Annotated in this window: 21 protein-coding genes; 13 read left to right on the forward strand and 8 right to left on the reverse strand. The window is 73.5% G+C overall.

Annotated features, from left to right (window positions below; translation table 11 throughout):
* Positions 1–9: 9 nt before the first annotated feature.
* Positions 10–297, reverse strand: coding sequence for a hypothetical protein (locus tag ACF089_RS03350; RefSeq protein WP_392021081.1), 288 nt, complete (start codon positions 295–297; stop codon positions 10–12).
* Positions 298–677: 380 nt separating this feature from the next.
* Between ACF089_RS03350 and ACF089_RS03355 the strand changes: the two genes are divergently transcribed.
* The gene (locus ACF089_RS03355) at positions 678–938 is read left to right on the forward strand and encodes a DUF6225 family protein (RefSeq protein WP_392021085.1); all 261 of its coding nucleotides are present in this window, start codon (positions 678–680) and stop codon (positions 936–938) included.
* Between the two features lie 39 nt (positions 939–977).
* Here ACF089_RS03355 and ACF089_RS03360 read toward each other — a convergent pair whose 3' ends face one another.
* A complete protein-coding gene (locus tag ACF089_RS03360; protein WP_392021088.1) occupies positions 978–1,580 on the reverse strand; it encodes a helix-turn-helix domain-containing protein in 603 nt (200 codons plus the stop codon).
* A gap of 157 nt (positions 1,581–1,737) precedes the next feature.
* On the opposite strand from ACF089_RS03360, the gene ACF089_RS03365 reads away from it, so the two are divergent.
* Entirely contained in the window at positions 1,738–2,376 is a 639-nt protein-coding gene (locus ACF089_RS03365) for an SAM-dependent methyltransferase (protein WP_392021090.1), read from the forward strand.
* A gap of 94 nt (positions 2,377–2,470) precedes the next feature.
* Here the strand turns inward: ACF089_RS03365 and ACF089_RS03370 are convergent, their stop codons facing one another.
* Positions 2,471–3,250 (reverse strand): LysR substrate-binding domain-containing protein, encoded by a 780-nt coding sequence (locus ACF089_RS03370; protein ID WP_392021093.1) that lies wholly within the window; start codon positions 3,248–3,250, stop codon positions 2,471–2,473.
* Between the two features lie 58 nt (positions 3,251–3,308).
* Between ACF089_RS03370 and ACF089_RS03375 the strand changes: the two genes are divergently transcribed.
* Positions 3,309–3,704: a DUF5997 family protein gene (locus ACF089_RS03375; RefSeq protein ID WP_392021096.1), complete on the forward strand. Its 396-nt coding sequence runs from the start codon at positions 3,309–3,311 to the stop codon at positions 3,702–3,704.
* 779 nt (positions 3,705–4,483) lie between these two features.
* Here the strand turns inward: ACF089_RS03375 and ACF089_RS03380 are convergent.
* Positions 4,484–5,095, reverse strand: coding sequence for a hypothetical protein (locus ACF089_RS03380; RefSeq protein ID WP_392021100.1), 612 nt, complete (start codon positions 5,093–5,095; stop codon positions 4,484–4,486).
* A 235-nt stretch (positions 5,096–5,330) separates the two neighbouring features.
* Here ACF089_RS03380 and ACF089_RS03385 point away from each other — a divergent pair, with 235 nt between their 5' ends.
* Positions 5,331–5,855: an ATP-binding protein gene (locus ACF089_RS03385; protein ID WP_392021103.1), complete on the forward strand. Its 525-nt coding sequence runs from the start codon at positions 5,331–5,333 to the stop codon at positions 5,853–5,855.
* An 86-nt stretch (positions 5,856–5,941) separates the two neighbouring features.
* On the opposite strand, the gene ACF089_RS03390 is transcribed toward ACF089_RS03385, so the two are convergent.
* The gene (locus tag ACF089_RS03390; protein ID WP_392021106.1) at positions 5,942–7,114 is read right to left on the reverse strand and encodes an epoxide hydrolase; all 1,173 of its coding nucleotides are present in this window, start codon (positions 7,112–7,114) and stop codon (positions 5,942–5,944) included.
* 82 nt (positions 7,115–7,196) lie between these two features.
* On the opposite strand from ACF089_RS03390, the gene ACF089_RS03395 reads away from it, so the two are divergent.
* The gene (locus tag ACF089_RS03395; protein ID WP_392021108.1) at positions 7,197–7,772 is read left to right on the forward strand and encodes a CGNR zinc finger domain-containing protein; all 576 of its coding nucleotides are present in this window, start codon (positions 7,197–7,199) and stop codon (positions 7,770–7,772) included.
* A gap of 41 nt (positions 7,773–7,813) precedes the next feature.
* Here the strand turns inward: ACF089_RS03395 and ACF089_RS03400 are convergent, their stop codons facing one another.
* A complete protein-coding gene (locus ACF089_RS03400) occupies positions 7,814–9,013 on the reverse strand; it encodes an MFS transporter (protein WP_392021111.1) in 1,200 nt (399 codons plus the stop codon).
* A gap of 122 nt (positions 9,014–9,135) precedes the next feature.
* On the opposite strand from ACF089_RS03400, the gene ACF089_RS03405 reads away from it, so the two are divergent.
* From ACF089_RS03405 to ACF089_RS03430, 6 genes are all read left to right on the forward strand, one after another.
* Positions 9,136–9,459: an ArsR/SmtB family transcription factor gene (locus ACF089_RS03405; RefSeq protein WP_392021113.1), complete on the forward strand. Its 324-nt coding sequence runs from the start codon at positions 9,136–9,138 to the stop codon at positions 9,457–9,459.
* 329 nt (positions 9,460–9,788) lie between these two features.
* The gene (gene argC, locus ACF089_RS03410; RefSeq protein ID WP_392021116.1) at positions 9,789–10,817 is read left to right on the forward strand and encodes an N-acetyl-gamma-glutamyl-phosphate reductase; all 1,029 of its coding nucleotides are present in this window, start codon (positions 9,789–9,791) and stop codon (positions 10,815–10,817) included.
* A complete protein-coding gene (argJ, locus tag ACF089_RS03415) occupies positions 10,814–11,968 on the forward strand; it encodes a bifunctional glutamate N-acetyltransferase/amino-acid acetyltransferase ArgJ (protein ID WP_392021119.1) in 1,155 nt (384 codons plus the stop codon). The genes argC and argJ overlap by 4 nt, the downstream gene beginning before the upstream one ends.
* Complete coding sequence (gene argB / locus ACF089_RS03420; protein WP_392021122.1) at positions 11,965–12,891, forward strand: acetylglutamate kinase; 927 nt, start codon at positions 11,965–11,967, stop codon at positions 12,889–12,891. The genes argJ and argB overlap by 4 nt, the downstream gene beginning before the upstream one ends.
* 35 nt (positions 12,892–12,926) lie before the next feature.
* The gene (locus tag ACF089_RS03425; protein WP_392021617.1) at positions 12,927–14,090 is read left to right on the forward strand and encodes an acetylornithine transaminase; all 1,164 of its coding nucleotides are present in this window, start codon (positions 12,927–12,929) and stop codon (positions 14,088–14,090) included.
* A 7-nt stretch (positions 14,091–14,097) separates the two neighbouring features.
* Positions 14,098–14,634 carry an arginine repressor gene (locus tag ACF089_RS03430; protein ID WP_392021125.1) on the forward strand — a complete coding sequence of 179 codons (537 nt, stop codon included), beginning with the start codon at positions 14,098–14,100 and terminating at the stop codon, positions 14,632–14,634.
* Between the two features lie 104 nt (positions 14,635–14,738).
* Here ACF089_RS03430 and ACF089_RS03435 read toward each other — a convergent pair whose 3' ends face one another.
* Positions 14,739–15,326 carry a pyridoxamine 5'-phosphate oxidase family protein gene (locus tag ACF089_RS03435; protein ID WP_392021128.1) on the reverse strand — a complete coding sequence of 196 codons (588 nt, stop codon included), beginning with the start codon at positions 15,324–15,326 and terminating at the stop codon, positions 14,739–14,741.
* Positions 15,327–15,520: 194 nt separating this feature from the next.
* On the opposite strand from ACF089_RS03435, the gene ACF089_RS03440 reads away from it, so the two are divergent.
* Positions 15,521–16,714: an argininosuccinate synthase gene (locus tag ACF089_RS03440; RefSeq protein ID WP_190124371.1), complete on the forward strand. Its 1,194-nt coding sequence runs from the start codon at positions 15,521–15,523 to the stop codon at positions 16,712–16,714.
* 107 nt (positions 16,715–16,821) lie between these two features.
* A complete protein-coding gene (argH, locus tag ACF089_RS03445) occupies positions 16,822–18,249 on the forward strand; it encodes an argininosuccinate lyase (protein WP_392021131.1) in 1,428 nt (475 codons plus the stop codon).
* 26 nt (positions 18,250–18,275) lie between these two features.
* Here the strand turns inward: argH and helR are convergent, their stop codons facing one another.
* The gene (helR, locus tag ACF089_RS03450) at positions 18,276–20,423 is read right to left on the reverse strand and encodes an RNA polymerase recycling motor ATPase HelR (RefSeq protein ID WP_392021619.1); all 2,148 of its coding nucleotides are present in this window, start codon (positions 20,421–20,423) and stop codon (positions 18,276–18,278) included.
* Positions 20,424–20,571 lie beyond the last annotated feature (148 nt).

The following is a 20,571-nucleotide window of genomic DNA, read 5'->3' on the forward strand; positions in this document are numbered from 1 at the left end:
CGCTCCCGCTCACCAGAGCCCTTCGCAGACACGGCGCGCCTCCCGCAGCTTCTCCCGCGTCTTCTCGTCGAAGTCGAAGGACTGCCGGTGGTGTATCTGCGACATCCGCACGGCCTCGGCGAGCGGCTTGTACGTCGCGTCCCCGGCCGCCGCCGCGGTGGAGAGCACCCCGGCCGCCGCGTACCGGTTGAAGGCGATGTCGCCCGCCGCGCCCTTACGGCCCCACTTCGCCGTGTCCAGTCCCGCGAGCGCCTGACAGGCGTCCCGCGCGTCGCCCGCCGCGCCGTTCGCCGGCACGGGAGACCTGTCGTCGCCGAGCGCCCACACCGCCCCGACACCCCCGCCGCCGACCAGCAGCCCCGCCGCCAGCGCGACGACGACGGGTCCGACACGCCGCCGGGGCCGCGCCGGAGCCGGAGCCGGAGCCGGAGCCGGAGCCGGAGCCGGAGCCGGAGCCGGATGCGGAAGGGGAAGGGGAAGCGGCGCTCGGGGCGGGGGCGTTGTGAGGCTGCGGTGGCTGCATCCCGCCAAGATAGTCAGACCGGCGGCGGGGTCCCCCGAGGCCCCGGTCTCTCGGGCCCCCGGCCTCCCGGCGGCACACGGGTGACTTCGGCGGGCGGGCGCGGCGTGCGGCGCGGGAGCGCGCTTCGGCGCCGGGCGGTGGGTAGCCTCGCGCCATGGCTGACACTTTCGACCACGCCCCCGCGGTGTGGACTGCGGGGCGGCTCCGGGAAGCCCTCCTGACCCTGCCGGACGAGACCCCCATCCACATCGGAGTCGCCGACGGTCCCGGCGACTTCGACGGGTACAGCGAGTACGCCCTCGTGAACCTCGAACCGGTGGAGAAGGACACCGCCGGGCGGACCGGCTCCGCGACCGTGGAGTACACCCTCTTCGCCGACTACAAGGCCGGCCGGTACCACCCCGACCCGGCCTGACCGCCCCCGCTCCTCGAAAGGCCCCGCCGCCCCGGCGCGTCACCCGCCGCCGGGGCGGACGCGCACATGCATCCGCTCGCCCTGGGCCCCGTAGAGGGCGAGGAACTCGACCGGCCGGTCCCCGGCGTTCGCGAATCCGTGCGGTGTACGGGTGTCGAACTCGGCGGCCTCGCCCGCGGTGAGGACGAGATCGTGCTCGCCCAGCGCGAGCAGCAGCCGGCCGGAGAGGACATAGAGCCACTCGTACCCCTCGTGCGCGCCCTGCTCCGGCCGGTCGCGGCCGGCCTCCCGGCCCTCGGGCGGCGCCGGGAGGACCTGCTTGTAGGCGTGCAGACCGCCGAGATGCCGCGTCAGGGGAATCCAGGTGTGGCCGTACCGGGTGAAGGGCCGGGGGTGGACGCGCGGATCGCCGGTCTGCGGCGCGCCGACCAGCTCGTCCAGGGGGAGGCCGTACGCCTTGGCCAGCGGGAGCAGCAGCCTCAGGGCCGGTTCGCGCTGCCCCGACTCCAGCCGTGAGAGCGTGCTCAGGGAGATGCCCGTCAGCTCGCTGAGCCCGGCCAGAGTCACCCCGCGCGCCTTGCGCAGCGCCCGCAGCCGCGGCCCGACGCCGGTCAGCACCTCCGTGAAGCTGTCATCGCCCATGCCTCCATTTGCCGTCCCGGCAAATAACTTTGTCAAGCCGTCGCCGGCCCGCGCAGGGTGGGCACCGGCCGGCGGCGACCCGCGTGAGCGACACCTCGGCCCACGGCCGTCCGGTACGGGCGGGCCCGCCCCCACCCCTGGCGAAAGGCGCTCACCCATGACCGAAACAGCCTCACCCGAAGCCTTCTGGGACGGTCTCTACCGCGAGAGCGACCGGATATGGAGCGGCGAGCCCAACGCCGCCCTGGTCCGGGAGACCGCCGGACTGCCGCCCGGCACCGTCCTCGACCTCGGCTGCGGCGAGGGCGGCGACGCGGTCTGGCTCGCCCGGCACGGCTGGCGCGTCACCGCCGCCGACGTCTCCCGCGTCGCCCTCGGCCGCGCGGCCGGACACGCGGAGCGCGCCGGAGTCGCGGACCTGATCGACTGGCGGCACCACGATCTCGGCACATCGTTCCCGGCCGGCGTCTTCGATCTGGTCTCCGCGCAGTTTCTGCACTCCCTCGCCGAGCTGCCCCGCGAAGAGGTCCTGCGGAGCGCCGCGGCGGCCGTCGCTCCCGGCGGCGTCCTGCTGATCGTCGGCCACACCGGCTTCCCGTCCTGGCAGCCCGGCCCGCACCCCGATGTGGAGTTCCCCACTCCGGAGCAGGTCCTGGCCTCGCTCCGGCTGGAGCCCGGAGCCTGGGACGTACTCGTCTGCGACACCCACGAGCACGCCCTGACCGGCCCCGACGGCGAGCCGGCCGTCCGTACGAACTACACGGTCAAGGCACGGAGGCTGCCGCCGCGCCCGTGACGGCACCACCGGCCGGGCCGACCGTCCCGTACCCCGGGATCGCGGAGCCGGTCAGGCGACGCGACCGGCCGTCCGGCCGGGGCGCGGATCGCCGCTACGGCCGGCGGCGCGGCTTTCCACGCTGGGCGCCCTTGACGCTCTTGCCGCCCTTTGCGCCCTTGGCGCCTCCCGCACCCCGGCCGGACGGCTTGCCGCCCGTCTTCCCGGGCGCGGGCTTCCGCCGGGCGCCGGCGGAGGACTTCTCCTTCGGCTGCGCCGGGGTCGGACGGCCGCGTGAGCTGTTCACCGTCCGGCCCCGCACGATCCCGATGAAGTCCTCGACCAGGTCCGTCGTCTCGTCCTGCGGCCACGACAGCGCGACCCGCGACTCGGGCGCGCCCGAGACCGGCCGGTAGGTGAGGTCCTTGCGGTGGTGCAGCCGGGCCAGCGACTGCGGGACCACGAGCACGCCCACCCCCGCCGCCACCAGCTCGACGGCGTCCGCCGTCGTGGCCGGGCGCTCGATCGCGGGCTTCCCCGGCAGCCGCTCCCAGCCGAGGGTGTCGTCGAGGGGGTGCAGCACGATGTCGTCGGCGAGATCGTCGACGGACACCTCCTCCACCGCCGCCACGAGATGGTCCTTCGGGACCACGACCACCGTGGTCTCGGTGTAGAGGGGGATCGCGCTGAGATCGGCCCGGTCGACCGGCAGCCGGACGAAACCGGCGTCCGCGCCGGGGCCGCGCAGCACGTCGAACGCCTCGGCCGCGGTCACCGGGACCAGGGTCAGCGGGACGTCGGGCAGCCGCTCGTTCCAGATGCGCACCCACTTCGTGGGCGTGACTCCCGGGACATACGCCAGCCGGAACGAAGGGGATGTTTCCGAGCCTGTCACTCCGCCAGGTTACCCGTCGTGGTCGGCGGGGCCGCACACGCTCGATACCCTGGACAGCATGAAGTCGCACCAGACCGCCCAGACGATGAAGCCCGCGACCGCGGCGAAGAAGCTGGGTGTGTACCTCGAGGCCACCCCCGCCGAGTTCCAGGAGGGCGTCGTCTCGCGCACCGAGTTGAGTGCGCTCCAGGCCGATCCCCCGGAGTGGCTCCAGGAGCTGCGCCGCAACGGACCGCACCCCCGCCCGGTGGTCGCGTCGAAGCTGGGCGTCTCCATCGCGGGCCTCGCCCGCGGCGGAGTCACCGAGCCGCTCACCACCGAACAGATCGAGGCGCTGAAGAAGGACAGCCCCGAGTGGCTCCAGAAGGAGCGCGCCACCCAGGCCGAGGTCCGCAAGGAGGCCGTGCGCATCAAGGAGAAGAACGCAGCGCGCGACGCCGAGGCCCGCGACTGACGTCTCCCGCTCCCCGCCTCACCGCGCGACGCCTCCCGTTCCTTCCGCCTTCCCGCGCGACGCCGCCCGCACCGGCGCGCACGCGGAGCCGGCCCCGCTGCCGGTGATCCTCCCCCTGGGGCGAGGATCACCGGCAGCGCCCGTCTCCGCCCCGGGAGCCCCAGGGCTTCGGGGGCCCAGGGAGGGGAAGCCCCGGTTCAGGCCGGCGCGCCGGCCACCGTGCGAGGCGTGCCGTCCGCGCACCGCGCCGTCGCCGAGGCCGAGCGCGTCGATCCCCCGGCCCCCGCCCGAGGACACCCGGTCCGGGCCGCCCGCGCTCCCGGCGGTACGAGCGCGACGGGCCGGGCCCCCGGTGCCCCCGGCGGCACGCCCACCACCGGCCGGGCCGCTCGCGCGGTGCCGGTGCCCGACGGGCACGGGCGGTTCGCCGGTTTTGGGCGTACGGGACCGCCGGGGTCGGCCGCACGCGTACGGGAACGCGCGCCCGGGCGGCGGGACGCGCGCCGCCGATACGGGGGAGAGGCCCGGCCGTGCGACCAGTCGCCCCGGTCAGCCGTCCGCCGGAGGCACGCCGCCCGGGTGCGTCCGGCGGTCACGGCCGGGCGCGCCGACTCGCCCCGCCCGCCCGCCTGCCCGTGGCGTGAGCCGGGACCGGTCGTCGGCCGAAACGCGCCGACGGACCGGGCCGAGCGCTCGGATTCGCCGGTCCCGACGGCTCGCCGCCGACGCACGAGGGCCGGACCGCGGTTCTCCGCCGCCGGCCGCCGGGCGGCACAGCCCTACGGCGCGTTCCCCGGGGCAGCGGCCGTCCCCTTCCCCTTCCTCGTCCGAGCCCGGTCCAGGGCCCACGCGCCCAGCCCCGCCAGGACCGCGGCCCCGGCCCCGTACACCGGCAGCCAGAGGGTCGTCGTGGCCGACAGGCAGTCGGCGACGGCCTCGTGCCGCTGGGCCTCCCGCGCGCGGGCCAGGGCGGCCGGGTCGCGGTCGGCCAGATCCCCGAGCGCCGCCTCGGCCCGGACGGCCGCGTACGCGCCCAGCGCCGGGCACTCGTCGCGCGTGCCCGGCATCGGGAACAGCCACGCCCGGCGTTGCAGCGCGGGGGCCAGGGCGATGGCGACGCACAGTCCGACGACCATCGCGTACGCGATCAGATTCCGCGCGTACGCCGATCCGGGGCCGGGCGTGCGGGCCGGCAGCCGGTAGAAGATGAGGACCAGGGCGAGCAGGGTCACCCCGATGTAGGTGGAGAACCATTGCCAGGAGCCCTGCGCGAAGGCGGCCGTCAGCACCGCGGCGAGCGCGATGCCGATGACCGCGGGCTGGCCGGGCGGGTCGGGGCGCGCGTTCGCCGCCGCCTCTCGCCCGGCGTCGTGAGGGCTCGGCTCGTCCATGGCGGCTCCCGCGCGGTCGGAGGACCCTCAGCATCCGGGCCCGCCGCGCCCCGGCCCGGCACCATGCCGGACCGGCCCGCCAGGATCCGCCGGTTGGCGGGGCTCTTGTGGTCATGGCCCCCTTGGGCCGTGCCGGACGCCGAAGCCGTACCGGTCCCTGCCGGTCCGTCGCCGTATCGGTTCTGTGACGCGGTCGGCACCGGCCCGCGCACCGTGTGCGGCTAGCGTCGGGCGCATGATCGTATGGCTCAACGGAACCCATGGCGCGGGCAAGACGACGACCAGCGCGCTTGTGCAGGCGCTGCTCCCGGACTCACGGGTGTTCGACGCGGAGAAGGTCGGCGAGACGCTCATGGACATCACGCCCGGGCTGCCGGGGACGGACAACTTCCAGCACTGGCCGCCGTGGCGGCCGCTGGTCGTCGAGACCGCCCGCCGGGTGCTCGACTACACCGGCGGCACCCTGGTGATGCCCATGACCGTCCTGGTCGAGGAGTACTGGCGGGAGATCAGCGCGGGCCTCGCCCAGCACTCCATCCCGGTGCGGCACTTCGTCCTCCACGCGGACCGGGCCGCCCTGCGCGCGCGGATCGCGGGCGACACCGTGCTCGGCCCCGACTCCCCGTTCCGGCTCCGGTATCTGGAGCCGTACGCCGAGGCGGCCCGCACCTGGCTGCACGCCGAGGCCGAGGTCGTCGACACCACTGACCTCACTCCCGCCCAGGCCGCGCGGCGGATCGCGGAGTCCGTCAAGGGCTGAGCCCCGGTCCGTCCGCCCCCCCGGCCCCGGCACGGGCCGGGGGCGGACCCGGTCCCTCTCGTCGCGCACGGGTCGCCGGGGCGCGCTCACCGGCGAGCGGCCAGCACCGCCGCGAGGCCCTCCCGCAGATCGGCGACGAAGTGGTCGGGAACCTCCAGCGAGGGGAAATGCCCTCCGCGCCGGGGCGATCCCCATCGGACGATCCGCCGGTATCGCTCCTGCGCCCAGGGGCGCGGGCACTTCTCGATGTCGCGGGGATACATGGTGATGGCCGCCGGGACGTCGACCCGGAGCTTTGGGTCGAGCGAGTTGTGGCTCTCGTAGTAGATGCGCGCCGCCGACGCGCCGGTCCGCGTCAGCCAGTAGAGAGTGACGTCGTCGAGCACGCGGTCCCGGGAAATCGTCTCGAAGGGGCTGTCCTCGGTGTCCGACCACTCGGCGAACTTGTCGAGGATCCAGGCGAGAAGCCCGACCGGCGAGTCGACGAGCGAGTAGCCGATGGTCTGCGGCCGGGTCGCCTGCTGCTTCGCGTACGCCGCGCGGCGGTGCCAGAAATCGCGGGTCTCCTCGGCCCATTCGCGTTCGACCGGCGTCAGCCCGTCCGTCGTCGCCCCGGGCGGCCCCTCCGCGAACGTGGTGTGGATGCCGAGAACGTGCGCCGGGAACCTGCCGCCGAGAACCGTGGTGATGTTGCCTCCCCAGTCGCCGCCGTGGGCCAGGAACTCGCGGTAGCCGAGCCGTCCCATCAGCTCCACCCAGGCGGCCGCGATCCTCTCCGTTCCCCACCCGGTGGCGGCCGGCCGGTCGCTGTAGCCGAAGCCCGGCAGCGACGGGATCACGACATGGAACGCCGGGGCGTCCGCGTCCTCGGGATCCGCCAGCTCGTCCACCACGTCGATGAATTCGGCGATGCTGCCCGGCCAGCCGTGCGTCACGATCAGGGGAGTGGCGTCCGCGCGCGCGGACCGGCGGTGCAGGAAGTGGATTCCCAGACCGCCGATGGTCGTACGGAACTGGCCGACGCGGTCGAGGCGCTCCTCGAACGACCGCCAGTCGTACCCGGTGCGCCAGTAGTCCACGACATCGACCAGGTCGGCGAGCGGAACGCCCTGCGCCCACCGGCCGCGCCCGGTCGCGGCGCGATGGACCGTCTCGGCCTCCGGCAGCCGCGCCGCGGCCAGTCGCGCGCGCAGATCGTCGAGGTCGGCGTCGGTCGCGCGGGCTTCGAACGCCCGCACATCGTTGGTCGGACGGGGCATGAGACCTCCAGGCCATCGTAGAACCGGCTATGCCGGTTCTAGCAGCTCTTCGAGCGACACGGCAACCCGCTAAGGTGGTTCCATGTTTGCTGGGTTCCCTGACTTCCGCCTCGGCAACGTGCTGGCGACCAGCTTCACGGGGACTCTGTCGGAGCGTCATGGCGACGCCGTGGAGCGCGTTCCCACGCCCGGCCGGCTCGCCGACTGGCTGACCGTGAGCGGCCTCGCCGTGGACTCCTGCACCGCCGCCCAGCTCGATCTCGCCCGGGAGCTGCGGGAGTCGATTCACGCCGCCGCGACAGCGGCCGCGCTCCGGGACGCCCTTCCCGCGTCCGCCGTCCGGGTCATCAACGACCGCAGCGCCCGGGGCCGGGCCGCGGCGATCCTGACGCCCGGGGGCGAGCGGCGCTGGCGGCTCGGCCAGGCCTCCTGCGTGGAAGACGCCCTCGGCGTGATCGCCGCCGACGCGATCGGCGTCATCGCGGGCGAACGGGACGGAAGGCTGGCCCTGTGCGCGTCGCCGACCTGCCGGGCCGCCTTCTTCGACACCAGCCGGAGCCGCACCCGCAAATGGTGCGACATGAACACCTGCGGGAATCGCCAGAAGAAGGCGCGCTTCCTCGCCAACCGGCGCGAAAACCCCGGATCGGCGGATTGACGGCCACCTCGCGACGGTCACGCGGCGGGCCGCACGGCGGGTCACGCCGCGGGCCTCTCCGGGGCGGCCGGAGCCGGTTTCCGTGTCGCGGGGGCGGACGCCGCCGCGCGGCGGTTGGCTCCCACGTCCCAGAGGAGAGCCAGGGCGGTGACGCCGGCGGCTGCCGGTCCGAGTTCGGACGGGGCGAGTCCGAGCCACTTCTGCGCCAGCCCGCCGAATCCGCCCCCCAGCGCCATTCCGAGGTAGAGCGCGGCGGAGTTGAGGCCGAGCAGGACCGGTGCGGCGGCGGTGGAACCGAGGGAGACGAGCCGGTGCTGCTGGGGGACGACGATGACGCCGATGGTCATGCCCCAGACCACGGCCCAGATCACGGTGGGCGCGAGGGCGCGGGTCGCCAGCGGGGTCAGCGCCAGGGTGAGGGTCGCGAGGGCGAGGGCGGCGGTGAGGACGCGGCCGGGGTCATGGCGGTCGACCAGGCGTCCGGCGGCGATGTTCCCGGCCAGGGTGCCGACGCCCGAGGCCAGCAGGATCAGCGTCAGCAGTGAGTCGTCGCCCCCGGCGGGCCCCCGCAGCGCCGGGCCGATGTAGGTGTAGAGGGTGTAGGCGCCGAGGAAGGCGAGGGAGGTCACCGCCAGCAGCGCCAGTACGCGGCCCTGCTTGAGGGGCCGCAGACGATCGGTCAGCGAGGCGGCGGGGAGCGGGATCCTGGGAAGGCCGACGGCGATGCCGACGGCCGCCAGCAGACCGGCCCCGGCGACGGACCACAGGGCGAGGTGCCAGTCGGCACGGCCGATGAGAGCGCCGAGGGGAAGCCCCAGCGCGGACGCCAGCGTCAGGCCGCCCAGGACGAAGGCCAGGGCTCGGCCGCGGCGCTCCGGCGGCGCCATGGCGACCGCGGCGCTGGAGGCGGCGGAGGTGATGACGCCCGCTCCCACGGCGGTGACGACACGGGCCGCCATCACCGCCCCGTAGCTGGTCCCCAGCGCGGTCGCGACGTTGCCGATCACGAACACGGTCAGGGCGATCAGCAGCGCCGACCGCCGGTCCAGGGCGCTGGTGAACGCCCCCATGACCGGCGCCGACAGCGCCATCGTCAGCGCGAAGACCGTCACCAGCTGACCGGCCGCGGGGACGGATACGTCCAGGTCGGCGGCGATCGCGGGGAGCAGACCGGCGATGACGGTGCCGTCGGCGCCGACGGCGAACGTCGCCACGGCCGGCGGGAGGAGTCTCCTCAGCACGGATGGTGCCGCCTTTCACGAGTGTCGCGGAGGTGGATGACCGGCACCGTAAGTGATGCATGGATGCTTGTCCATGTATCAATGAGTGATTAGAGTGGGCCCCTCACGGACGGAGAGAAGCCATGCGCGAGCTGCCCCAGCCGGCCACCGAGGCGATCCAGCTGGTGGAGGTGTTGCGGGCGCTCGCCGATCCGGTGCGACTGGAACTCGTCCAACGGCTCGCCATGACCGGCGAGGACAGCTGCAACGGCCTCGGCGGCGATCTGGACGTCCACCAGACCACGCTGTCCCACCACTACCGGGTGCTGCGGGAGGCGGGCGTCACCCTCACCACCGTCCAGGGCCGCTCCCGGCTGGTGCGGCTGCGGCGCGGCGACCTGGACGCGCGCTTCCCCGGGCTGCTCGACTCGGTGCTGGACGGGGCCCGCTCCGCCGTGGGCGACTGACGCTCCGGGGTCCGGGCGTCCGGCGCGGGCCGGGGGGCGGGGCTGCGGCGATCACCGCCCGGTCCTCGGCGGAGCGGCGGGCCCGCCTGCCCGGCTCGCCCCGCCCCGCCGTCGCGGTGTCGCCGTCCTGGGGGGCCTGTGTCCACTGGCCGTCCCGAAGGCCGGGCCCCGCCGGTCGCCGCCTCGCGGACCCGGCCCCGTCGCCCCGCCGGTCGCCCGCCCTGTCGCCTCGCGGACCCGGCCCCGGCGGACCCGTATCCGACCTTCACCACTCCATTGCATAAAAGTGCAGCCCTGCGTATAGTCATGCCGTCGACAAGGAGGGTTCGATGGCGGTACGAGCAGCAGTGGCGGGCGCGAGCGGCTATGCGGGCGGGGAGGTGCTCCGGCTGCTGCTGGGGCACCCCGGAGTCGAGATCGGCGCGCTCACCGGGCATTCCAACGCCGGGCAGACGCTCGGCGGGCTTCAGCCGCATCTGCCCCCGCTGGCCGGGCGGGTGCTGGAGCCGACCGAGGCCGGGGTGCTGGCCGGGCACGACGTCGTCTTTCTCGCGCTGCCGCACGGGCAGTCCGCGGCCGTGGCCGAGCAGCTCGGCGACGATGTCCTCGTCATCGACATGGGCGCCGACTTCCGGCTCACGGACGCCGCCGACTGGGAGCGTTTCTACGGCTCGGAGCACGCCGGCAGCTGGCCGTACGGGCTGCCCGAGCTGCCGGGCGGACGCGCGGCGCTCACGGGGACCCGGCGGATCGCCGTGCCCGGCTGCTATCCGACCGCCGTCTCGCTGGCGCTCTTCCCGGCCTACGCGGCGGCCCTCGCCGAGCCCGAGGCGGTGATCACCGCCGCCTCCGGGACCTCCGGCGCGGGCAAGGCCCCCAAGGCGCATCTGCTGGGCTCCGAGGTGATGGGGTCCATGACCCCGTACGGCGTCGGCGGCGGGCACCGGCACACCCCGGAGATGATCCAGAACCTCAGCGCGGTCGCGGGGGAGCCGGTCACCGTCTCCTTCACCCCGACCCTCGCGCCCATGGCCCGCGGCATCCTCGCCACCTGCTCCGCGCGGGCCAGGCCGGGCGTCACCGCCCAGGACGTGCGCGCCGCCTACGAGAAGGCCCTCGCCGACGAGCCCTTCGTCCGGCTGCTCCCCGAGGGACAGTGGCCCGCCACCGCGTCCGTGTACGGGTCCAACGCCGCGCAGATCCAGGTCGCGTACGACGAGAGCGCCCGCCGGATCATCGCGATCAGCGCCATCGACAACCTCGCCAAGGGCACCGCGGGCGGAGCGGTGCAGAGCATGAACATCGCCCTGGGCCTCGACGAGACCACAGGACTCTCTACGATCGGAGTGGCACCGTGAGCGTCACGGCAGCGAAGGGATTCACGGCGGCGGGCATCGCCGCCGGAATCAAGGAGAACGGCAATCCGGACCTGGCCCTCGTGGTCAACGACGGTCCGCGCCGCGCCGCCGCGGGCGTCTTCACCTCCAACCGCGTCAAGGCCGCCCCCGTCCTCTGGTCCGAGCAGGTCCTCAAGGGCGGCGCGGTCACGGCCGTCGTGCTGAACTCCGGCGGCGCCAACGCCTGCACCGGCCCCCGGGGCTTCCAGGACGCCCACGCCACCGCCGAGAAGGCCGCCGAGGTCCTCCCGGGCCACAGCGCCGGCGAGATCGCGATCGCCTCCACCGGGCTGATCGGTCTGCTGCTGCCCATGGACAAGCTGCTCCCGGGCATCGGCCGGGCGGCCGAGGAACTGTCCGAGTACGGCGGCGAGAAGGCCGCGATCGCGATCAAGACCACCGACACCGTCCACAAGACCGCCGTCCGGCAGGGCGACGGCTGGACCGTCGGCGGCATGGCCAAGGGCGCGGGCATGCTCGCCCCCGGCCTCGCCACCATGCTCGTCGTCCTCACCACCGACGCCGACCTGGAGAGCGCCGACCTCGACAAGGCGCTGCGCGCCGCCACCCGCACCACCTTCGACCGCGTCGACTCCGACGGCTGCATGTCCACCAACGACACCGTGCTGCTGCTGGCCTCGGGCGCCTCCGGCACGGTCCCGGAGTACGAGGACTTCGCCGAGGCCGTCCGGGCCGTCTGCGACGATCTGGCCCGCCAGCTCATCGGCGACGCCGAGGGCGCGTCCAAGGACATCCGTATCGAGGTCGTGGGCGCGGCCACCGAGGACGACGCCGTCGAGGTCGGCCGTTCCATCGCCCGCAACAACCTGCTGAAGTGCGCCATCCACGGCGAGGACCCCAACTGGGGCCGGGTGCTCTCCGCCATCGGCACCACCGGGGCCGTCTTCGAGCCCGACCGGCTCAATGTCGCCATCAACGGCGTCTGGGTCTGCCGCGACGGCAGCGTCGGCGACGACCGGGACCTGGTCGACATGCGCTACCGCGAGGTGAAGATCACCGCGGATCTCTCGGCCGGCTCCGAGTCCGCCGTGATCTGGGCCAACGACCTCACCGCGGACTACGTCCACGAGAACAGCGCGTACAGCTCATGAGCGGCCCCCAGACTCCCGCGCGCAAGCACACCGCGCTGCCCAAGGCCCGGATCCTGGTCGAGGCGCTGCCCTGGCTGACCCGGCACCAGGGCAAGACCGTGGTGGTCAAGTTCGGCGGCAACGCCATGGTCGACGAGGACCTGAAGGCGGCCTTCGCCCAGGACGTCGTCTTCCTCCACCACGCCGGCCTCAAGCCGGTCGTCGTCCACGGCGGCGGCCCGCAGATCAGCGCCCAGCTCGACAAGCAGGGCCTGGTCAGCGAGTTCAAGGCGGGGCTGCGGGTCACCACGCCCGAGGCGATGGACGTCGTACGGATGGTGCTCGCCGGCCAGGTGCAGCGCGAGCTGGTCGGGCTGCTCAATCAGCACGGCCCGCTCGCCGTCGGACTCACCGGCGAGGACGCGCACACCATCACCGCCACCAAGCATCTGCCGCTCATCGACGGCGAACCGGTCGACATCGGCCGGGTCGGCGAGGTGACCCGGATCGACACCGGCGCCGTCACGGCGCTGCTGGAGGACGGCCGGATCCCGGTCATCTCCTCCATCGCCCGCGCGGAGGACGACGGCCATGTCTACAACGTCAATGCTGATACGGCGGCTGCGGCACTCGCTGCGGCGCTTGGCGCGGAAACCCTGATGGTGCTCACCGACGTCGAGGGCCTCTACGAGGACTGGCCGAACAGCGACGAGGTGATCAGCAGGCTCACCGCCACCCAGCTGGAGAAGCTGCTGCCCGACCTCTCCAGCGGGATGGTCCCCAAGATGGAGGGCTGCCTCTTCGCCGTGCGCAACGGGGTCAACACCGCCCGGGTCATCGACGGCCGGGTGCCGCACTCCATCCTGCTGGAGATCTTCACCGACGAGGGCATCGGCACGATGGTCGTACCCGACGACCGTTTCGTCACGGAGGGGAAGCAGTGACCAATCAGGAATTCGCCCAGCGCTGGCGGGGCGTGATGGCCGACAACTACGGCACCCCGCCCCTCGCCCTGGTCAGCGGCGAGGGCGCCCGGGTCGTGGACGCCGACGGCGCCGCGTACACCGACTTCGTCGGCGGCATCGCCGTGAACGCGCTGGGCCACGGCCACCCCGCCGTGGTCGAGGCCGTCTCCCGCCAGATCGCATCCCTCGGCCATGTCTCCAACCTCTACGCCGCCGAGCCGCCCATCGCCCTCGCCGAGCGGCTGATCCAGCTCTCCGGCCGGCCCGGACGCGTCTTCTTCTGCAATTCCGGGGCCGAGGCCAACGAGGCCGCCTTCAAGATCGGCCGGCTGACGGGCCGCACCCATATGGTCGCGACCTCCGGGGGCTTCCACGGCCGCACCATGGGCGCGCTCGCGCTGACCGGCCAGCCGGCCAAGCGGGACCCGTTCCTGCCGCTGCCCGGCGAGGTCACCCATGTCCCGTACGGGGACGCCGAGGCGCTGCGCGCCGCCGTCACCGCGGACACCGCCCTGGTGATCGTGGAGCCCGTCCAGGGCGAGAACGGCGTCGTCGTCCCGCCGCCCGGCTATCTGGAGGCGGCCAGGGAGATCACCCGCGCCACCGGCACGCTCCTCGTCCTGGACGAGGTCCAGACCGGCATCGGCCGGACCGGCCACTGGTTCGCCGCCCAGGCGGACGGCGTCGAGGCCGATGTGGTCACCCTCGCCAAGGGGCTGGGCGGCGGCCTGCCGCTCGGTGCGACGCTCGCCTTCGGCCCGGCCGCCGAGCTGCTGCGGCCCGGCCAGCACGGCACCACCTTCGGCGGCAACCCCGTCGCGTGCGCCGCCGGACTCGCCGTGCTGGACGCCCTCGCGGCCGACGGAGTGCTCGACCAGGTCAAACGAGCGGGGGAGAGGATCCGGGACGGAGTGGAATCTCTCGGACACGACCTCGTCTCCCATGTCCGTGGCGCGGGCCTGTTGCTGGGTATCGTGCTCAACGAGCCCCTCGCGCCTCAGGTGCAGCTCGCGGCTCAGAGCGCCGGCTTCCTGGTGAACGCCCCGGCCCCCGATGTCGTACGGCTGATGCCGCCGCTGATCATCGGTGAGGCGGACGTGGACGCGTTTCTCCGGGCCCTGCCCGGCGTTCTCGACACGGTCTACGAGCGGGACGGGACAGGACTAACCGGAGAATGAGACGACGATGACCGAGGCGCAGGACTCCGAGCAGGGTGGGCCCGCGGTGCCGCAGACCCGTATGGCCCGCCACCGTCGGATCGTGGACATCCTCAACCGGCAGCCGGTGCGCTCCCAGAGCCAGCTGGCGAAGCTCCTCGCGGACAACGGGCTGAGCGTCACCCAGGCGACGCTCTCCCGGGACCTCGACGAGCTGGGCGCGGTGAAGATCCGCAACACCGGTGGCGAGCTGATCTACGCGGTGCCCAGCGAGGGCGGTTTCCGCACCCCGCAGGCCCCTCTCGGCGAGTCGGCGAAGGAGGAGCGGATGCGGCGGCTCTCCGGCGAGCTGCTGATCTCCGCGGAGGCGTCCGCCAATCTGGTGGTGCTCCGCACCCCGCCGGGCGCGGCCCAGTTCCTCGCCTCGGCCATCGACCAGGCCGAACTCCACGACATCCTCGGCACCATCGCGGGCGACGACACCCTGATGCTGATCAGCCGCGATCCGACCGGCGGGCAGGCCCTGGCCGATCATCTGCTGGGGCTGGCGCAGAAGGACCGCTGAGCCCTTTCCTCCCGACCGGGCCCGACCTGGTACGAGGGGGCCCGAGGCGGTACGACGGGGCCCGCACCTGGACGCCAGGTGCGGGCCCCTCGTGTCGCCTCCGCTCAGCCGGTGCGCGGGGGCAGCGGCAGCGGCAGCGCGGGCAGCCCGTCCAGGCTCACGCCCACATGCTCCTTCTTCTCGCAGTACGCGGCGAACTCCTCGTCCGACTTCCGCCCGAAGTGCTCCGCGTGCTGCGTCCGCTCCTCCCGGTAGTCCATGAACGGCACCGCGAATCCGCAGGCGTCGCTGATCCGGCGGGCGCGCACCAGGACGACGGCCCGCGCGCTCGGCCCGTCCGCCTCCCCGAACCGCTCGATCAGCCCGGCCCAGCGCGGATCGTCCCGGAAGACCGCCTCGCCGTCGCCGTGCACCCGCAGCACCTTGGGCGGCCCGGAGAAGGCGCACCACATCAGGGTGATCCGCCCGTTCCCCTCCTCCCGCAGATGGGCGATGGTCTCCGCGCCGCTGCCGCCGAAGTCGAGATAGGCGAGGGTCAGCCCGTCGAGGACGACGAGGCTGCCGGCGCGGCCCTTGGGGGAGAGGTTGACATGTCCGTCGCCGCTCAGCGGAGCGGTCGCGGTGAAGAAGACGGGCTGCCGCTCGATGAAATCGCGGATCCGGCCCTCGATGCGTTCATAGCGCTGTCCCATCGGTCGATTGTCCGCCCGCGGCCGCGCTCGGGGCGGTCCTGTCCATCCTTCGGTCGCCCGCCGTGCTCCGGCGTGCGCCCCCGCGTGTGCCCGTGCCCCGCCGCCCGCCACCGTCCCCCGAAGGAAGGCGTTGACGAATCATGCGGAAGCTTGCATACTTATTCCATCACCGAATGCACCGTAAGGAGAATCCCGTGACCGAGCGCGTCGTACTCGCCTACTCGGGCGGTCTGGACACCTCCGTCGCCATCGGCTGGATCGCCGAGGAGACGGGCGCCGAGGTCATCGCCGTCGCCGTGGACGTCGGCCAGGGCGGCGAGGACCTGGACGTCATCCGCAAGCGCGCCCTCGCCTGCGGTGCCGTCGAGGCCGAGGTCGCCGACGCCAAGGACGAGTTCGCCGACGAGTACTGCCTCCCGGCGATCAAGGCCAACGCCCTCTACATGGACCGCTATCCGCTGGTCTCCGCGCTCTCGCGGCCCACCATCGTCAAGCACCTGGTCGCCGCCGCGAAGAAGCACAACGCCGGCATCGTCGCCCACGGCTGCACCGGCAAGGGCAATGACCAGGTCCGCTTCGAGGCCGGCATCTCGGCCCTCGGCCCCGACCTGAAGTGCATCGCCCCCGTCCGCGACTACGCGATGACCCGGGACAAGGCGATCGCCTTCTGCGAGGAGAAGCAGCTCCCGATCGTCACCACCAAGAAGTCGCCGTACTCCATCGACCAGAACGTCTTCGGACGGGCCGTGGAGACCGGTTTCCTGGAGGACATCTGGAACGCGCCCATCGAGGACGTCTACGAGTACACCTCCAACCCCGCCGAGCCGCGCGAGGCCGACGAGGTCGTCATCTCCTTCAAGGCGGGCGTCCCGGTCGCCATCGACGGCAGGCCCGTCACCGTCCTCCAGGCGATCCAGCAGCTCAACGAGCGGGCCGGCGCCCAGGGCATCGGCCGCATCGACATCGTCGAGGACCGCCTCGTGGGCATCAAGTCCCGCGAGGTGTACGAGGCGCCCGGCGCGATCGCGCTGATCACCGCCCACCAGGAGCTGGAGAACGTCACCGTCGAGCGCGAGCTGGCCCGCTACAAGCGCCAGGTCGAGCAGCGCTGGGGCGAGCTGGTCTACGACGGCCTGTGGTTCTCCCCGCTCAAGCGCGCCCTGGACGGCTTCATCAACGAGGCCAACCAGCACGTCACCGGCGACATCCGGATGACCCTGCACGGCGGCCGCGCCGTCGTCACCGGCCGGAAGTCGGACGAGTCGCTGTACGACTTCAACCTCGCCACCTACGACACCGGCGACACCTTCGACCAGTCCAAGGCGCAGGGCTTCATCGAGATCTTCGGCCTCTCCTCGAAGATCGCCGCCCGGCGCGACCTCGCCTGACCCGCACCGGGTCGCCTCCGCCGCCCCGCTCCCAGCGACGGGGCGGCGGCCGCCCGGCCGGGCCAGGGGCAACGGCCGCACATCCACTCGTCCGAGGAGCTTCAGCAGTGAGCAGCAACAACGGTGACGTACGGCTCTGGGGCGGCCGATTCGCCGACGGCCCCGCCGAGGCGCTGGCGGCGCTCTCCGCCTCCGTCCACTTCGACTGGCGTCTCGCGCCGTACGACATCGCCGGCTCCCGCGCCCACGCCCGGGTGCTGCGCTCGGCGGGACTGCTCACCGACGACGAACTCGCCCGGATGACCGCCGGACTCGATCTGCTGGAGACCGACGTCGCCTCCGGCGCGTTCGTGGGGACCGTCGCGGACGAGGACGTCCACACCGCCCTGGAGCGGGGGCTGCTGGAGCGGCTCGGCCCCGATCTCGGCGGCAAGCTGCGGGCCGGCCGGTCCCGCAACGACCAGGTGGCCACGCTCTTCCGGATGTATCTGCGCGACCACGCCCGGATCGTCGGCGGTCTGATCGCGGAGCTCCAGGGCGCGCTGGTCGGCCTCGCCGAGGCCCATCCGGACGTGGCGATGCCCGGCCGCACGCATCTCCAGCACGCCCAGCCCGTGCTCTTCGCCCACCATGTGCTCGCCCATGTCCAGGCGTTCTCGCGGGACGCCGAGCGGCTGCGCCAGTGGGACGAGCGGACGGCGGTCTCCCCGTACGGCTCCGGCGCGCTGGCCGGCTCCTCGCTCGGGCTCGACCCCGAGGCGGTCGCGGCCGATCTGGGCTTCGAGCGCGGCTCGGCGGCCAACTCGATCGACGGCACGGCCTCCCGGGACTTCGCGGCGGAGTTCGCCTTCATCACCGCGATGATCGGCGTCAATCTCTCCCGGATCGCGGAGGAGATCATCATCTGGAACACGAAGGAGTTCTCCTTCGTCACCCTCCACGACGCCTTCTCCACCGGCTCCTCGATCATGCCGCAGAAGAAGAACCCGGACATCGCCGAGCTGGCGCGCGGCAAGTCCGGCCGGCTCATCGGCAATCTCACGGGCCTGCTCGCGACGCTGAAGGCGCTCCCGCTGGCGTACAACCGGGACCTCCAGGAGGACAAGGAGCCGGTCTTCGACTCCTGCGACCAGCTGGAGGTGCTCCTGCCGGCCTTCACCGGGATGATGGCCACCCTCACCGTCCACCGGGAGCGGATGGAGGAGCTGGCCCCGGCCGGCTTCTCGCTCGCCACCGACATCGCGGAGTGGCTGGTCCGCCAGGGCGTGCCGTTCCGGGTCGCCCACGAGGTCGCGGGCGAGTGCGTCAAGGAGTGCGAGAGCCGGGGCATCGAGCTGGACCAGCTCACCGACGAGGAGTTCGCCAAGATCTCCGGACATCTGACGCCGGAGGTCCGCACGGTCCTCAACGTCCCGGGCGCGCTGGCGTCCCGCGACGGACGCGGCGGTACGGCTCCCTCCGCCGTGGCGGTCCAGCTCGCCGAGGTCAAGGCCGATCTGGCGGTCCAGCGCGAGTGGGCGGCCGCGGGGCGGTAGGGCGTACGCCCCCGCCCCGGGCGGGGTCAGGGACCGGTCAGCACGACGAGCCGCCGGGTGGCCCGGGTCATCGCCACATAGCGGTCGACCGCTCCTTCGACGCCCTCGCCGAACGCCTGCGGATCGACGAGCACGACCAGATCGAATTCGAGCCCCTTCGACAGCTCCGGCGTCAGCGACCGGACCCGGGGCCTCGCCCGGAAGGCGGGATCGCCGATGACACAGGCGATCCCGTCCGCCTCGGCGGCGAGCCAGTCGTCGAGCACCGACTCCAGCTCCGCGGTGGAGCCGTGGACGACGGGGACGCCGCCGGAGCGTACGGACGTCGGCACATTGGCGTCCGGGAGCACGGCCCGGATCACCGGCTCGGCCTCCGCCATGACCTCCTGCGGCGTCCGGTAGTTGACGCTCAGCGAGGCCAGGGTGATCCGGTCGAGCCCGATCCGTTCGAGGCGCTCCCGCCATGACTCGGCGAATCCCCGCCGGGCCTGGGCGCGGTCCCCGACGACGGTGAAGCTCCTGGACGGGCACCGCCGCACCAGCATGCGCCACTCCGCGTCGGTCAGCTCCTGGGCCTCGTCCACCACGATGTGCGCGAACGGCCCGGCGAGCGCGTCCGGTGCGGCGGCGGGCCGCGCGGACTCGTCGACCAGGGCGTCCTTGATGTCCTGGCCGTGCAGCATCGTCACCACGCCCTCGCCGTCGTCGTCGGCCTCCAGCAGCGCGTCGACGACCCTCGCCATGTGCTCGCGTTCGGCGGCGGCCGAGACGCTGTGCCGGCGCTGCCGCCGCGCCGCCTCCGGATTGCCGAGCCGCTGCCGGGCCGCGTCCAGGAACGGCAGATCGGAGACCGTCCAGGCGTGGGCGTCCGAACGCTGCAACCGGGCCACCTCGTCGCGGTCCAGCCAGGGCGCGCACCTGCGCAGATAGGCGGGCACCGACCACAGGTCGCCGACGAGATCGGCCGCCTCCAGCAGCGGCCAGGCGCGGTCGAAGGCCGTGACCAGCTCTCTGTTCCGGGTCAGCGATCTGCGCAGCAGATCGGCCGGGGCCTCGCCGTCGTGCTTGTCCTCCAGGATCGTGAGCAGCTCCTCCCAGACCTGCTCCCGCGCCTCATTGTGCGGAGTGCCGGGCTCCGCCGCCTCGAACGCCGCGGCCCAGTCGTCGGCGCTCAGCGGGATGTCGGACCAGTGGGTGATGACGGTCATCCCCGTCACGGGCGGCTCCTCGTAGAACCTCACCGCCGGCTCGATCGCCTCCACGAGCCGCGCGGAGGACTTCAGCTGGGCCGTCCCCGGGTCGGCCTCGACGGTCGCCGTGGCTCCCTCGGGTACGAGATTCCGCAGGGTGCAGGTCTGTACGCCCTCCTCCCCGAGGCTGGGGAGGACGTCGGCGACATAGCCCAGATACGGCTCGTGCGGACCGACGAACAGCACTCCGCCCCTGCGGTGGCCCAGCCGCGGATCGGAGTGGAGGAGATAGGCGGAGCGGTGCAGGGCGACGACGGTCTTGCCCGTGCCGGGGCCGCCGTCGACGACGAGAGCGCCGCGGGATCCGGCGCGGATGATCGCGTCCTGGTCGGCCTGGATGGTGCCGAGCACGTCTCGCATCCGCGCCGAGCGGTTGCCGCCCAGGCTCGCGATGAAGGCGGACTGGTCGTCGAGGGCGGCGTGCCCGGCGAACGCGTCCGGGGTGAACACCTCGTCCCAGTAGTCGCCGACCCGGCCGCCGGTCCAGCGGTACCGGCGGCGGCTCGCCAGACCCATCGGATCGGCGTGGGTGGCGCCGAAGAACGGCTCGGCGGCCGGGGAGCGCCAGTCGACCAGCAGCCGGCGGCCCGCGCCGTCCGTCAGACCGAGCCGTCCGACGTACACCCGCTCGCCGTCGTCCGCGCCGACCATGTGCCCCAGGCACAGATCGAGACCGAAGCGCCGCAGGGCGCGCAGCCGGCCGGTCAGCCGGTGGATCTCCGCGTCCCGGTCCATCGCCTGCCGGCCGGTGCCGCCGGGGGCCCGGCGCTCGGCGTCGAGCCGCTCGGACAGCTCGGCGATCGACTGCTCCAGGCACGCGGCGACGGCCGCGAAGTGCCGCTCGTCGTCGCCGATCAGCGCCGGGTCGGCCTTGGCGGAGAGACGGTCGGGAAGGTCGAACGCCCTGGTGGTCAGGGGACTCACGGACATGTGCTCCGATCTGGGGCGGGCTCGCGGTCCACGGCCCTCGCGCGCGGCGAGGCGTACGGACCGGGGGAGGGGCGGCGATCCGCCAGGCACGGCCCCGGGGCCGTGGGGCGGGCTCGCGGGGGCTCGTGGATCTGGGGTCGGA

The organism is Streptomyces sp. NPDC014894 (assembly GCF_043080985.1).
Classification (GTDB): Bacteria; Actinomycetota; Actinomycetes; order Streptomycetales; family Streptomycetaceae; genus Streptomyces.

What these genes read in the sequence shown, in the direction of transcription:
- argB (WP_392021122.1), top strand. Translation starts at nt 11,965, where the DNA reads ATGAGCGGCCCCCAGACTCCCGCGCGCAAGCACACCGCGCTGCCCAAG.
- ACF089_RS03385 (WP_392021103.1), top strand. Translation starts at nt 5,331, where the DNA reads ATGATCGTATGGCTCAACGGAACCCATGGCGCGGGCAAGACGACGACC.
- ACF089_RS03405 (WP_392021113.1), top strand. Translation starts at nt 9,136, where the DNA reads ATGCGCGAGCTGCCCCAGCCGGCCACCGAGGCGATCCAGCTGGTGGAG.
- ACF089_RS03380 (WP_392021100.1), bottom strand. Translation starts at nt 5,095, where the DNA reads ATGGACGAGCCGAGCCCTCACGACGCCGGGCGAGAGGCGGCGGCGAAC.
- ACF089_RS03375 (WP_392021096.1), top strand. Translation starts at nt 3,309, where the DNA reads ATGAAGTCGCACCAGACCGCCCAGACGATGAAGCCCGCGACCGCGGCG.
- ACF089_RS03425 (WP_392021617.1), top strand. Translation starts at nt 12,927, where the DNA reads ATGGCCGACAACTACGGCACCCCGCCCCTCGCCCTGGTCAGCGGCGAG.
- ACF089_RS03365 (WP_392021090.1), top strand. Translation starts at nt 1,738, where the DNA reads ATGACCGAAACAGCCTCACCCGAAGCCTTCTGGGACGGTCTCTACCGC.
- ACF089_RS03435 (WP_392021128.1), bottom strand. Translation starts at nt 15,326, where the DNA reads ATGGGACAGCGCTATGAACGCATCGAGGGCCGGATCCGCGATTTCATC.
- ACF089_RS03390 (WP_392021106.1), bottom strand. Translation starts at nt 7,114, where the DNA reads ATGCCCCGTCCGACCAACGATGTGCGGGCGTTCGAAGCCCGCGCGACC.
- ACF089_RS03430 (WP_392021125.1), top strand. Translation starts at nt 14,098, where the DNA reads ATGACCGAGGCGCAGGACTCCGAGCAGGGTGGGCCCGCGGTGCCGCAG.
- ACF089_RS03395 (WP_392021108.1), top strand. Translation starts at nt 7,197, where the DNA reads ATGTTTGCTGGGTTCCCTGACTTCCGCCTCGGCAACGTGCTGGCGACC.
- ACF089_RS03355 (WP_392021085.1), top strand. Translation starts at nt 678, where the DNA reads ATGGCTGACACTTTCGACCACGCCCCCGCGGTGTGGACTGCGGGGCGG.
- argC (WP_392021116.1), top strand. Translation starts at nt 9,789, where the DNA reads ATGGCGGTACGAGCAGCAGTGGCGGGCGCGAGCGGCTATGCGGGCGGG.
- ACF089_RS03360 (WP_392021088.1), bottom strand. Translation starts at nt 1,580, where the DNA reads ATGGGCGATGACAGCTTCACGGAGGTGCTGACCGGCGTCGGGCCGCGG.